This window comes from Planococcus lenghuensis (assembly GCF_001999905.1).
In the GTDB taxonomy this organism is placed as follows: Bacteria; Bacillota; Bacilli; order Bacillales_A; family Planococcaceae; genus Indiicoccus; species Indiicoccus lenghuensis.
Map to the genome: position 1 here is coordinate 3,286,911 of NZ_CP019640.1, position 13,695 is coordinate 3,300,605.

The window sequence follows — 13,695 nt, forward strand, 5'->3', positions numbered from 1 at the left end:
AGTTTTTCTTCTGATTCAATTTTACTGCAAACAGAAAAACTGTACAATTGCTTCTTTAAAGAAGCAGTAGGATGAGTCAGACGCTGAGTCCGTGAAATTCTCTCCAGCAAAAAAACTCCTGCAAATGCAGGAGCTCAGTCATCGGCAGAAGGGGCAGCTGTCTATTAGTCCGTCTGCTTTAGTCGTTGATTATCAGTTGCCTTCATCTTCATCTTCGTCCTCGTCTTCTTTTTCTTTTTCTTTCTCTTTTTCTTTCTCAGCAGCTTCCCGTTCTTTTTCTGCCGCTTTTTCAGCAGCTTCCCGTTCTTTTTCTGCTGCTTTTTCAGCAGCTTCCCGCTCTTTTTCTGCTGCTTTTTCAGCAGCTTCCCGCTCTTTTTCGGCTGCTTCCCGTTCTTTTTCAGCTGCTTTTCGTTCTTTTTCGGCCGCTTTCTCAGCAGCTTCCCGTTCTTTTTCTGCTGCTTTTTCGGCTGCTTTGCGTTCCTGTTCAGCCGCTTTTTCGGCTGCTTTGCGTTCCTGTTCAGCCACTTTTTCTACTGCTTTCTGTTCTTTTTCGGCTGCTTTTTCTACTGCTTTCTGTTCTTTTTCAGCCGCTTTCTCGCTTGCCTTTACTTCTTTTTCTTTTTGTTTTTCTTCTTTGGCTACAGCCTCTTGCACATCGTCAGCTCCATCGTCCTCAGATTCCAGCTCCTCAGATTCCGGTTCCTCCGACTCCGCCTCTTCGTGCTCTTCTTCATCTTCCAGAGCTTCCTCTGTGACTTCATCCGCTTCTTCATTAATTTCTTCCATAAGCTCTTCCTGCTCTTCTGCCAGCTCTTTTTCAAGTTCAGCAAGCTCAGCCTGGTACTCTTCTTCCGAAATTTCACCTGCCGCAAGCAACGCATCAAGCTCAGCCCGTTTTTCTGCGGCTTTTTCTTGCTTCTCTGTAATATCCGTCAGTTTTTCAGTAATTTTTTCTTCCCATTTCGCTTGCGCTTTTTCAATGTTTTTCTGCAGTGCTTCCCTTGCTTTCGGATTCTCGATCTGCTCCAGCGCTGCTGTCAGCGCCAGGATATTGGCAGCGAACTTCTCTTCCAATTCTGCCCGGAACCCGTCTATAGTATCCGCTTCACCTGAAGGTTCTTCCGTCACGGATTCCTCGTCAGGTTCAGTCTCATCCTCAGCTTCCGATTCTGCACTCTGCTCGTATTTCTCCAGTGCCGCCTCCTGCTGTTCGATGGCTTCCTGAAGAACTTCATTCGCCCGCTCCTCGTCCCCTTGGTCAAGGAGCGCCAGAGCTTCCGAAATGCGTTCTTCCGCAAATCCAGCCAGCAGCTCGGCCTCTTTCACTCCATCGAACGTCAGGGCCAACTGCACATTTTCCATCAGGTTTTTTACGAAGTAGAAGAAGTCACCCGGCAGAAGCGAAGGGTCTTCAGCAGCCGTTTCATCTTCTTCCACTGCTGGTTCTTCTGTCTCCTGCTCTGGTTCTTCTTCAATAAGCACTTCTTCCGTTTCCGTTGTTTCAGGTTCCACCGGCTGTTCGTGCTGATCTGCTTGAATCGGACTTGCCCCGACTGTAAACGTGAGTGCTGTCGTAATAATACCGGTTGCTAACACGTTGCGGACCTTAAGATTGATCACGGGTTTTGACATTTTTCCATTCCTCCAAAACAGTATTTTTGGTTCGGAGAATGTCGACATAACCCGTGTTCCCACAGGCTATTCTCCATTCTTCAGCGGTTCAGCCGCCCTAGTGACGCGCACCGTAGGCCTGGAACTTTGCGTATCCACCTTTCGATGGAGCTGCCTTTTTCAAATGAGAAGCGCTGGAAGCTATTCGGTTTCCGACTTCTTTATGTAAATATACCCTACATATAAGCCAAAAGATACATTTTTTTAATGGATAAAAACTAATTTTCCCGCCTTTGTTTCCACAATGAAAGTTAAGCATTTTGTGTTTAAAATCGGCGAATCGAAGACATCAAAAAAACCGCTCACCCTACCAGGGAGCGGGCACATCATCACTTCTTTTTCGGACAGGTGCCGCAATACTTGCCGGCACCCGCCCCTTCATAATGGAAGCAGCACGTCTGGCGAATCCGGATGCCGCCTTCCGGTTTTTCCCCGTGAAATTTCTGTAGCGGGTTCTTCCGTTCGCCGAACGCTTCTCCCGGCAGGCCGTCGATCAGCCAGCGGAAATCCGCCACCTTCCGAGCGCTGTCGACCGGTTCTTCCGCCATTCGCTTCTCATACAGCCAGTATACGTAAATGGCGACATTCTCCCATAACACCGGCCGCGGCACATTGCCGGCCTTCGATACCACCCGGACCAATTTCCCGATTTCAATGAACAGTTCCCAGGAAAATGCCCGGAACTCCTCTGTGTCAATCGGAGTTGTCTCCATGTCTTCAAGCAGTAAATACGGCAGCCATTTGCCATCCGCATTTTGCGGAACGAGTGCGCCTTCTATTGTATTCAGCCGGTGCCGATGGACTGTTGCGGTAAATAATGCCGGCACAGCAAGCAGATATCCGAGCCGTTTGACGAGCTGCGACGCCGCAACCCGGGTTTCACCGGTTTTGAAATCCGCTTTGATGCCATCAATGAATCCATCCAGAAAGGCCTCGTCCGTGAATTGTCGGAGGGGGAACCGCTTTTCTCCCGGCGTTTCCATTACGACACGGAAGTCGGAAAGCGTCCTGTGAAAGTATTTAACCGCTGGCAATGTCGGCACGGCGCATCCCGCCTTTCGCACGCTTTCCTTTGCTGAACGGAATGCACATCGGCGTCCCGGAGAACGGGTCGCATGCCACCTGACAGCGCAGTCCGAACACGGAATGGACAAGCTCCGGCGTGATAATTTCTTCCGGGTCCCCCTGACGGAACACTTTCTTATCGTGAATCGCAACGATATGATCCGCATAGCGGCAAGCCAGGTTCAGATCATGCAGCACCATGACAATCGTGCGCTGTTCGGTCTGATTCAGCTCAAACAGCAGATCGAGAATATCGATCTGATGCGTCATATCGAGATATGTCGTCGGCTCATCGAGCAGAATAATATCCGTATCCTGCGCAAGCGTCATCGCAATCCATGCGCGCTGGCGCTGACCGCCTGATAAGGAATCGACTTTCCGGTCGGCATATTCCGCCATGCCGGTCGCTTCCAGCGCATCGTTTACGGCTTTCTCGTCCGTTTTTGACCATTGCTGCAGCCAGCTCTGGTGCGGATAGCGCCCCTGTTTCACGAGCTGGAGAACCGTCAGCCCTTCCGGCGCCACAGATGACTGCGGCAAGATAGCGAGCTGACGTGCGATTTTCTTCGTCGCCATGCTGGAAATATCCCGGCCGTCGAGCACCACGCCACCTTCCTGCGGCTTCAAAAGCCGCGCCATCGACCGAAGCAGCGTCGATTTACCGCAGCCATTACTGCCGATGAACACGGTGATTTCACCTTTCGGAATCTTGAGATCGAGCGCTTCAATGATATTCTCTTCTCCATATCCCAATGTCAGTTTGCGCGTCGAAAGTGCCTCCATCTGTCATTCCCCTTTCTGTTCGTAGCGTCTTCCACTATTTATTCCGTGAACGGTACAGCAGATAAATGAAATACGGCGCCCCGATGGCAGCTGTGAACACGCCAGCCGGAATTTCAAGCGGCGCAAACGCTGTTCGGGCGATCAGGTCCGCAATCAGCACGATCATGCCGCCGATGAGTGCGGATACCGGCAGAAGTGCACCGAACGACGAGCCGACAAGCTGCCGGGCGATGTGCGGCGCCATAAGGCCGACGAAACCGATCCCGCCGGCGAACGCAACGGCACCTCCGGCGAGCGCACTGCTCAAAAACAGCAGCGTGAAGCGATCTTTCTGCACAGAACTCCCGGCGTTTACTGCGAGTTCCTCCCCGAACTCCTGCATGTTCAGCCGTCTGGCATAGAAAAACAGCACAATCGTCAACGTCAAAATCCACGGAATGACAGTCAGCACTTCATCCCAATTCGTGCCGTTGACACTGCCTGTGATCCAGATATTTGCGCGGGATGCGGTGAAAATGGGACCAAGCACCATCAGCATCGTCGTCATCGCCTGAACGGCGGCAGACAACCCGACACCGATCAGAACGAGCCGGACCGGGGCGACGCCGCTGCGCTTCCATGACAGGAGATAGACGAGAAAGCCCATTGCCACGGCCCCGATGAATGAGGCGAGCGGCAGCCACTGGATGCTGACGGTCAGCGTATTGCTCCGGTCACTGAACAGCGCAAGGAACGCCACGGTCGTGAACGATGCACCTGCTGTAATGCCGATGATATCAGGTGAAGCCAGCGGATTGCGGATGATGCCCTGCAGGATGGCACCGGACATCGCAAGGCCGGCACCAGCGAACACGGCAAGCAGGATACGCGGCATCCGGAATGACCAGACAACGAGACGTTCCATTTCAGTTCCGATGCCGAGAAGGGCCTGGATGACCCGGTGCGGTGCGATGGCGAGCTGGCCGATGCCGAGACTTACAATCATCATTAAGAGCAAGACGGCGACCAAACCCGTTACGATTTGCAAGGCGCGCCGATTCATCAGAAATGATGCTCGCCCCGTGCGAAAGATGAAATGCTTGCTCATTCGTTAATCCCCCTTCTCGCAATCCACACGAAGAAAGGAGCTCCGATGGCCGCTGTCATGACGCCGACAGGAACTTCCGCCGGCATGATAATGTACCGGGCACCGATATCCGCCGCAAGCAGCAGCAGTGCACCGAGAATCGCACTGTACGGGATGACCCAGCGGTAATCGATACCGACAAGCCAGCGGGCAATGTGCGGAATGATGATGCCGACAAATCCGATCGGCCCGGCTACTGCCACGGAACCGCCGGCGAGCAGGACGACGATCACTGCGCCGAACAGCTTAACGAATACCGTCCGCTGTCCAAGCCCGGTCGCCAGATCCTCCCCCATCGCCAGCACGTTCATCTGCCTGCCCATCAGCAATGCGAACAGAAGACCCGCTGCCAAGTACGGCAGTACAGCCAGCAGCAATTCAAGATCCCGGCCTTCAATCGAGCCGGCGAGCCAGAACAGCACCTGATCAAGCGCCCGCTCATCAAGTGTCAGCATGCCTTGGGTCAAGGAAGAGAACAAAGCCGCGACCGCTGCTCCGGCGAGTGTCAGCCTGATCGGCGTCAGCCCGTCACGCCCCATCGAGCCGCAAATATAGACAACCGCCGCTGCAAGCGCTGCACCAGTGAATGCAAGCCATGTAAAGGCGTTCAATGACGCCACGCCAAAAAAGGAAATGCCCAGAACAACAAAGAAGCTGGCCCCTGCGTTGATGCCGAAAATGCTTGGAGACGCCAGCGGATTTTTCGTGAGACCCTGCATGATGGTTCCTGCCACCGCTAAGCTCGCCCCCACTGCAGCTGCGATGAAAGCCCGCGGAATCCGGCTATCTCTTATAATGATATGTTCATTTGACTGATCAAACCGGTAGATGGAATCGATGACCATGCGCGACGACACATCGGTAAGGCCGAATATGATGCTCGCCCAGATCAGCACAAGCACAAGCAATAGTCCGGCTGCAATTCCGCCTATTCTGAATGGATTCGTTGAAATCATGGTGGCTGCCTTCCTTAATTCGTACTTGCAATTTTCTATAGTCAATTCTCATTTCAGACTAATGTAATTGATAATCATTGTCAATAAACTTCCTGAATGCTATCACTACAATAATTCATTTTTTGAAAAATGTTGACTTTTCTACTGAGAGCCATTATCATTTGTGATGAAATTGAAAATCATTATCAATGATTGAGGAGGAATTACATAATGCTGAAACACCCTGTACTGCTGCTCACTCTGCTCGCCTCCTTTGTGCTCACGCTGGCCGGATGCGGCGCGGAAGAAGAAGCAGCGGCACCTGAAACTGGAACGGAAGCTGAAACTGCCTATACAGTTGAACATGCAATGGGCTCCACCACAATCGAGGGTACCCCTGAAAAAGTTGTTGTCCTGACAAACCATGGTACGGAAGCACTGCTTTCAATGGGTATTACACCGGTCGGCGCCGTTCAATCCTGGACAGGCGACCCATGGTATGACCACATCACTGATGAAATGGAAGGCGTTGAAGTCGTCGGTACGGAAAGCGATATCTCCCTTGAAGCGATCGCCGCCCTCGATCCCGACCTTATCATCGGCAATAAAATGCGCCAGGAAGAGCATTACCAGGCGTTAACTGATATCGCTCCGACGGTTTTTGAAGAAACGCTGCGCGGCGACTGGAAAGTGAATTATGAATTGATCGCCCAAGCTGTGGGTCAGGAAGAAAAAGGCGCTGAAGTTCTCGCTGCCTATGACGAGCGCATTCGGAGTCTGAGCACTGAACTTGAAGAAGCCGGCAAACTCGATACAAAAGTTTCGATGGTACGGTTCATGCCGGATGATGTCCGCATCTACCATAAAGATTCCTTCTCGGGTATTATCCTTGATGAAATCGGACTCGCCCGCCCGGAATCCCAGGACGTCCCTGATTTCGCTGCCAAAGGGGTAACGAAAGAACGGGTGCCGGAGATGGACGGCGACGTCATCTTCTACTTCACGTATGAACCGGCTGAAGGCGGCGGCCAGCAAGTCGAAGATGAGTGGATAAATGACCCGCTTTGGAATAACCTTGAAGCCGTCAAAGCCGGGAATGCCTATGAAGTGAGCGACACGATCTGGAATACGGCAGGCGGCGTGAAAGCAGCCAACCTTATGCTCGATGATCTGGAAGCTAAACTATTAAGTGAATAATAATCTTTCCTGTTGAAATCCCCCGGAGCTTTTCTCGCTCCGGGGAATTCTTTATGTGCCGCTTTCGATTTCCACGCGTTATTTCTCGTTTCTACGCTTTATCAAGTTTTAGGAAGAGCGCAGACACTTTATTGATCATTCTGTTTTGGAGTCATCGGATTCCACATTGACAACCTCCCCTGTTTTGCGCTTTTCGGTAACTTCTTATTATAGACTCTTGCCAGGTCGCTGCATCTTCCACTTCCCTTTTCCGTTCTCTCCCGTGACGCGTTTTTTAAACTGTTTAAATTTTTCCGCTCGCCTCTTCCCTTGCCCCAACTGAATTTAAGCGACTTACGGCGTTTATTGGACAATAAAAACGCTTCCAAAAGAGGTCCGCTTATTATATACTGAATAATATAACATTTAATAAATATTAAACGTTTTAAATCAACTGTATAGAAAGGGAGTTATGGATGAAGATTTTCAGGGTAACCATTTCCAAATTATCGACTCATATCACATCCCATCATCATCCCTCATAGGCCGACCGCTGCCGTTCATTCACCTCTGAAGCTGGCCTGTATGGCCAGTGTCCCCTGTCCCTGACGTCAAGAGAGAACCACCAATCTGAAACTCAGGAGTGAATCCACAATGAAAAACAGGCGAAAAAAACTGACCTTAACAACGATGTCGTTAGCCGCACTGACTCTTGCCGCATGTTCAAGTGAGGATGCGGGAGGCGCGGAAGAAGCACTGGAAGCGCAGGAGACCTTCATTTTTGCGCGCGGCGGTGATGCCGTGTCCCTCGATCCTGCGGAAGTGACAGACACCGAATCGGAAAACGTTTCCCAAAGCATTTTGGAAACATTGACGACGTTTGAAGAAGGCACTACAGAAGTCGCTCCGATGCTCGCAACAGACTGGGAAGTGTCTGAAGATGGCTTGACGTATACGTTTGAGCTCCGGGAAGATGTGCTGTTCCACGACGGGACCGAATTTACAGCAGAAGATGTCGTTTATAATTTCGAGCGCTGGGCAGCCGGCGATGCGGACAGCTTCCCGATGTACGGCAACGTGTTCGGCGGTTTTGAAGGGGACGAATCCCATGACTTCGCTTCTGTTGAAGCGATTGATGAGAATACCGTTGAATTCAACTTAACGAAGACACAGCCGACGTTCCTGAAAGATTTGGCCTTGACACCGTTCTCCATTTCAAGTCCGGAAGCGATTGAAGAGTTCGGTGCGGAATACGGCAGCAACCCGGTCGGCACCGGTCCGTTCATCTTTGGGGAATGGCAGCGCAACGACCGCATCGTGCTGAATGCGTTTGAAGATTACTGGCTTGAGGATCACCCGAAAGTAAGCCAAGTTATCTTCCGGACCATCCCTGAAAACTCAGCCCGCCTGAATTCACTTCTAAGCGGTGAAGTCGACATGATCAATGGCGTGGACCCGGAAAACTACGAGACCATCGAAGAGAATCCCGACTTGAAGTTGCTCTCGCGGCCGCCGCTCAATATCGGTTATCTCGGCCTCACTGTGACACGAGAACCATTCGACAATCCGCTCGTCCGGCGGGCACTGAATCATGCAGTGGATAAAGAAGCGATGATTGAAGCATTCTTCGGAGGGCAGGCAATTCCGGCGAAGAACCCGATTCCGCCGGCAGTAGCCGGCTATAACGATGAACTTGAGCCTTATCCGTTTGATCCGGAAAAAGCGAAAGAGCTACTCGCTGAAGCCGGCTACCCGGATGGCTTCGAAATGGAGTTGTACGCAATGCCCGTTGCCCGTCCGTATATGCCGGATGCCGGCCGGGTCGCTGAATACCTGCAGTCCAGCTTTGCGGATATCGGCGTAACAGCTGAAATCGTCACATTCGAATGGGCGACATATCTCGAGAAAGCGAAAAACGGAGAGGCGGATGCCTTCCTGCTCGGTTGGACCGGGACGAATGGTGACGCAGATGATTTCATCTATTCCCTATGGCATGGTGAAAACATCGGTTCCCTGAATTCCACTCAGTATGACAATCCCGAACTGAATGCGATTCTCGAGGAAGCGCGGACCATTACCGACCAGGAACAGCGAAATGAACTGTATCGGGAAGCACAGGAAATCATGCATGAAGATGCACCGATCATTCCGCTTGTCCATGCCTCCCCTGCCTTGGCCGCAAAAGAAAACGTCATTGGATTCGATCCGCATCCGACAGGCCGTGTGATCACCACGACAATTGATTTCGAAGAATAAGAAGCACAGTGGCCAGGCGGGTACCCACCCGCCTGTTGCCGTGAAAAAGGAGGAACTCTGCATTGACACAGACAACTGAGGAACAGACTATTAAAAAAGCGTTCGATCAATTAGATAAGCTTTACCCGGAAATGGTGGAAATCCGCCGGGACCTGCACATGAATCCGGAACTGTCATTCCAAGAGCAGCGCACCCCCGCCTTCATCGCCAAGTATTTGAAAGACCTTGGCATCGAAGTTCAAACAAACGTCGGTGACGGCGGGGTTGTCGGCACGCTGCGGGGAGGAAAACCCGGCAAGACGATTGCTTTGCGTGCTGATTTTGATGCGTTGCCGATCGAAGACGAAAAAGAAGTGCCGTTCAAATCTCAAGTGCCAGGCGTGATGCATGCCTGCGGCCATGATATTCATACAGCTGCGCTGCTTGTGACAGCGAAGGTGCTGATCGGCATGAAAGAAGAAATTCCCGGGACTGTCGTGTTCCTGCACCAGCATGCCGAAGAGCTGGCTCCGGGTGGCGCAAAAGCGATGGTCGAAGATGGCTGCCTCGATGGTGTCGATGAAGTGTATGGCGCCCATGTGGAAGTGAATTTCCCGGTCGGCCAGATCGCGGTCAATGATGGATACGTCCAAGCCTCTTCTGACGCGTTTGACATCACGATCCACGGGAAAGGCGGCCATGGGGCTGAACCGCATCGCAGCGTCGATCCGCTTGTGATCGGCAGCCATCTCGTCGTGGACCTGCAGCATATCGTCAGCCGCCGGGTCGATCCGCTGAAACCCGCCCTTATCACAATCGGCGCGTTCAATAGTGGGGATGCCCATAACATCATCCCGGATAAGGCGTTTCTGAAAGGTACTGCCCGCACATATGATCAGGATGTGCGGCGGCAGGTTGAAGATGAACTGAAGCTCATCGTTCGGCACACCGCAGAAAAATACAGAGCGAAAATCGATGTGGATTTTACCCACGGCTACATTTCACTTTACAATCATCCGAAAGAAACGGCATTCATCAAAGAGCGATCGGAAGAAATCGTCGGTAAAGACAATGTCGTCATTAAGCCGCCGGATATGGGCGGTGAGGATTTCGCTTATTATGTCGATAAAGTACCCGGTTCATTCTTTTGGGTCGGCGGCGGAAATCCCGAAATTGATGCAATTTATCCGCATCACCATCCGAAATTCGATGTTGACGAGAAATCCATGCTGCTGACAGGTAAAGTGTTCGCCTCTGCAGTCCTGAACAGCTGAACCACTCGCATGCCACTTTCAGCGGAATTTAGTTTATGATAATAATAGAAGCTGATAGTAAAGGTGGGATGGCCATGAACGATAAATTCAAAGAAGCGAGAGAACGGATCATCGATCAAAACTCAGAGAGCCAGACACTGTTCGGCATGTCGCCCACTGTCCGGCGTCTGATGTCGGTCATGTACTATAATGAAAAACCCATGACACTGGATGAGATGACCGAGATGCTCGGCATGAGCAAAGCGAGCATGAGCAACGCCGTCCGTGAGCTCGACGAGATGGGCCTTGTTGAGAAAGTGTGGCGCAAAGGCGAACGCAAAGACCTGTACCGGGTGGAGGAAGATAATTACGAGAGCTTCTTCAAGTATTTTGGCTATCACTGGCGGAAAGTACTGACACCCAAAAAGAGTTCACTCCGAAAATCGATCAGCGAGCTGAACGATTTGAAAGCAGCCGGTGATCTGGATGCGGAAACGGCAGAACAGATCGACAAGGATCTCTTAAAACTTGAAGCGGGGCTTGAGTATTATGACTGGCTCAGCCGACTTGTGGATTCTTTTGAATCGCATGAGATTTTTGATTATATTCCTAAAAAACCGGCCGGGGAAAAAATTCCGGAATAATCCTGCTGCAAGGCGCCGAAACTTTGGCGCCTTTTTGTTTTGCGCACTTTTTGCATCGTCTGTCGGGAGTTATCGAAATAAGCTTATTCTACGCTGTTCTTCTCCTATGATCTTTGAATATCTTCTATAAAAAACAGAAATTTCATTTAAATGTACTTTTTTTGCTATATACTGAATACTGTGACGTTCAACTTATTGGATGGACAATTTAAGTAAAAACCCAGGAGGTGTTTGCGTGCAGATCAAGAGAAAACGATTCCTTATTCCATTAGAAGTTCCGATTCCCCGCTCTCCCTCGTAATGCAATTGCACTTCATTCATAAAATCTTATAACTGCCTAAGGATGATATTCTTATAATTGGAGTGAAGCCTGCAATGAATAAAAAACAGATTACCTCTATCTTAATCGCTTTACCTTTATCCACCTTTCTTCTTTCCGCTTGTTCCGGCAATGAAGCAGCAGATCCCGGGGCTGATGGAACTACCCAGGATATTTTTGTGTTTGCCCGCGGAGGGGATGCCGTGTCCCTTGATCCATCGGAGGTGACCGATGGCGAATCGGAAAATGTGGCCCAGAGCATCCTGGAAACGCTGACCACATTCACCGAAGGCGGGACGACTGTCGAGCCATTGCTTGCAACTAACTGGACCGAGTCAGAGGATTCGCTGACGTACACTTTTGAACTTCGGGAAGGCGTGAAGTTCCATGACGGAACGGACTTTACTGCAGAAGACGTCGTCTATAATTTCGAACGCTGGATGAACGGCAACGGCCAAAGCGCGCCGATGTACGGCAACGTTTTTGGCGGCTATGAAGGAGACGAAACTCATGATTTCGCTTCCATCGAAGCCATCGATGAATACACGGTTGAGTTTACATTGAACTCACCGCAACCGACATTTCTGAAAGACTTGGCTCTGACTCCATTCTCCATTTCGAGTCCGGAAGCGATCGAGGAATTCGGCGAAGACTATCGAAGCAACCCGGTCGGCACCGGCCCATTCGTCTTTGAGGAGTGGCAGCGCAACGACCGCATCATGCTGAATGCGTTTGAAGATTACTGGCTTGAGGACCACCCGAAATTGGAGCAAGTCATTTTTCGAACCATCCCGGAAAACTCCGCCCGAATGAATGCGCTATTGAGCGGCGAAGTGGATATGATTGCCGGTGTGGATCCTGAAAATATTGAACAGATTAAAGAAAATCCGGAGCTGGAACTGTACTCGCGACCACCGCTTAATCTCGGCTATCTTGGAATGACGGTGACACATGAACCGTTCGATGATCCGCTCGTGCGCCGGGCGCTCAGCCATGCCGTTGATAAAGAAGCAATGATTGAAGCTTTCTTTGGCGGTCAGGCGATCCCGGCAAAGAATCCGATTCCGCCGGCTGTTGAAGGGTATAATGACGACATCGAACCTTACCCGTATGATCCTGAAAAAGCGAAAGAAATGCTTGCAGAAGCCGGTTATCCGGATGGCTTCGAAATGGAATTATGGGCCATGCCGGTGTCCCGGCCTTATATGCCGGATGCAGCAAATGTAGCGGAATACCTGCAGTCCAGTTTTGCTGATATCGGCATCACCGCTGAAATTGTGACATATGAATGGGCTACGTATATTGAAAAAGCAATCGACGGTGAAGCAGATGCCTTCCTTCTTGGTTGGACCGGAATGAACGGGGATGCAGATAACTTCTTATATACGCTGTGGCATGGCAGTAACATCGGAGCGACAAATTCAACACAGTATGATAACCCGGAACTGAATGCCATACTGGATAAAGCGCGCACGATTACAGACTCAGAACAACGCAACGAACTGTACCGGCAAGCCCAGGAAATCATGCACGAGGATCCGCCTGTCATTCCGCTTGTCCATACATCGCCTTCTCTTGCAGGGAAAGATAATATCACCGGATTTGATCCGCATCCGACAGGGCGGGTGATAACGACAACTATCGATTTTGAATAATCATATATAAAAAGGATGGAGTAAAACGCTCCATCCTTTTTATCAGCCAAATTTCTTTTCAAGCCGTACCATCAAATCCTCTGCCATTTCTTCTAAAAATGAATGATTCACATTCTGAAAAAACTTCAGAACGACTTCATGGCCGGCACCATCTTCAGTTAAATAGCTGAAGTACTGCTTCTGCCCATTGATCGATACTGATCGATACGACTACATCGTGTTCCCCGTGCATCAGCAGAATCAGTGAGTTGCCCTTGTTCTTGCTAGTCGGATCATTCTTTTATCACCGCCTCTTTTTCTCCTCTATCTCCCCTTTCCCATATCATGCCTTGCTGAAATGGTGTCTTTATTTTGCCGATTCTTCACTTCGTCCATTTTTTTATAAAAACTCTCCTCAAGGTCCACTTCAAAGAAATTCGCGAATTTTGTGATATACGCCAGACAGTCGGCGAGTTCTTTTCCGATGTCCCCTCTCACCGTTTCCTGCGCCAGCCGAAACGCTGTCTCTTCATCCATTCCTTCTGAAGCATACCGATACGTCAGATTGAACATTTTCCGCAGTTCTTCTGCCACTTCCCCGACTTCCGTAGTCAGCAGCATATAATTATTCAATAATGAAGCCCGGCTTCCTTCAAAACTCTTTTCATCAACTTCCCAACCCATTTCACGCTGAAATTGCCCGGCAAATTCCTGTATGTCTTTCATCCAGTACCCCGTTTCATTTTCTTTCTATCGTAGCACACTCTGTACTGTCACTTGCTGCGCAGTCGCCTGAAGAAGAAAATCTCGATTTCCGAGAGTAACAATGCCAAAATCGGGAATACAGAATCTAT

Annotated in this window: 11 protein-coding genes and 1 riboswitch; of the genes, 5 read left to right on the forward strand and 6 right to left on the reverse strand. The window is 50.4% G+C overall.

Features of this window, described 5'->3' with window-relative positions:
- Positions 1-192 precede the first annotated feature (192 nt).
- The 5 genes from B0X71_RS21050 to B0X71_RS16655 form a co-directional block, all read right to left on the reverse strand.
- Positions 193-1,632 carry a DUF5667 domain-containing protein gene (locus tag B0X71_RS21050; RefSeq protein WP_156889901.1) on the reverse strand — a complete coding sequence of 480 codons (1,440 nt, stop codon included), beginning with the start codon at positions 1,630-1,632 and terminating at the stop codon, positions 193-195.
- Positions 1,633-1,711: 79 nt separating this feature from the next.
- Positions 1,712-1,797: riboswitch (cyclic di-GMP riboswitch) on the reverse strand.
- Between the two features lie 203 nt (positions 1,798-2,000).
- Positions 2,001-2,714, reverse strand: coding sequence for a (2Fe-2S)-binding protein (locus B0X71_RS16640; protein ID WP_077590477.1), 714 nt, complete (start codon positions 2,712-2,714; stop codon positions 2,001-2,003).
- On the reverse strand, positions 2,692-3,519 hold the full coding sequence (locus B0X71_RS16645) for an ABC transporter ATP-binding protein (RefSeq protein ID WP_077590478.1): 828 nt from the start codon (positions 3,517-3,519) through the stop codon (positions 2,692-2,694). The genes B0X71_RS16640 and B0X71_RS16645 overlap by 23 nt, the downstream gene beginning before the upstream one ends.
- A gap of 34 nt (positions 3,520-3,553) precedes the next feature.
- Positions 3,554-4,606, reverse strand: coding sequence for a FecCD family ABC transporter permease (locus tag B0X71_RS16650; protein ID WP_077590479.1), 1,053 nt, complete (start codon positions 4,604-4,606; stop codon positions 3,554-3,556).
- Positions 4,603-5,601, reverse strand: coding sequence for a FecCD family ABC transporter permease (locus B0X71_RS16655; protein ID WP_077590480.1), 999 nt, complete (start codon positions 5,599-5,601; stop codon positions 4,603-4,605). The genes B0X71_RS16650 and B0X71_RS16655 overlap by 4 nt, the downstream gene beginning before the upstream one ends.
- A gap of 210 nt (positions 5,602-5,811) precedes the next feature.
- On the opposite strand from B0X71_RS16655, the gene B0X71_RS16660 reads away from it, so the two are divergent.
- From B0X71_RS16660 to B0X71_RS16680, 5 genes are all read left to right on the forward strand, one after another.
- A complete protein-coding gene (locus B0X71_RS16660) occupies positions 5,812-6,777 on the forward strand; it encodes an ABC transporter substrate-binding protein (RefSeq protein WP_077590481.1) in 966 nt (321 codons plus the stop codon).
- A 633-nt stretch (positions 6,778-7,410) separates the two neighbouring features.
- A complete protein-coding gene (locus B0X71_RS16665) occupies positions 7,411-9,012 on the forward strand; it encodes an ABC transporter substrate-binding protein (RefSeq protein ID WP_077590482.1) in 1,602 nt (533 codons plus the stop codon).
- Positions 9,013-9,074: 62 nt separating this feature from the next.
- Positions 9,075-10,265, forward strand: a complete 1,191-nt coding sequence (locus B0X71_RS16670; protein WP_232336725.1) for a M20 family metallopeptidase — start codon at positions 9,075-9,077, stop codon at positions 10,263-10,265.
- Between the two features lie 74 nt (positions 10,266-10,339).
- On the forward strand, positions 10,340-10,888 hold the full coding sequence (locus tag B0X71_RS16675) for a GbsR/MarR family transcriptional regulator (protein ID WP_077590483.1): 549 nt from the start codon (positions 10,340-10,342) through the stop codon (positions 10,886-10,888).
- 375 nt (positions 10,889-11,263) lie between these two features.
- Entirely contained in the window at positions 11,264-12,862 is a 1,599-nt protein-coding gene (locus B0X71_RS16680; protein ID WP_077590484.1) for an ABC transporter substrate-binding protein, read from the forward strand.
- A gap of 303 nt (positions 12,863-13,165) precedes the next feature.
- Here the strand turns inward: B0X71_RS16680 and B0X71_RS16685 are convergent, their stop codons facing one another.
- Positions 13,166-13,567, reverse strand: a complete 402-nt coding sequence (locus tag B0X71_RS16685; RefSeq protein WP_077590485.1) for a MazG nucleotide pyrophosphohydrolase domain-containing protein — start codon at positions 13,565-13,567, stop codon at positions 13,166-13,168.
- Positions 13,568-13,695 lie beyond the last annotated feature (128 nt).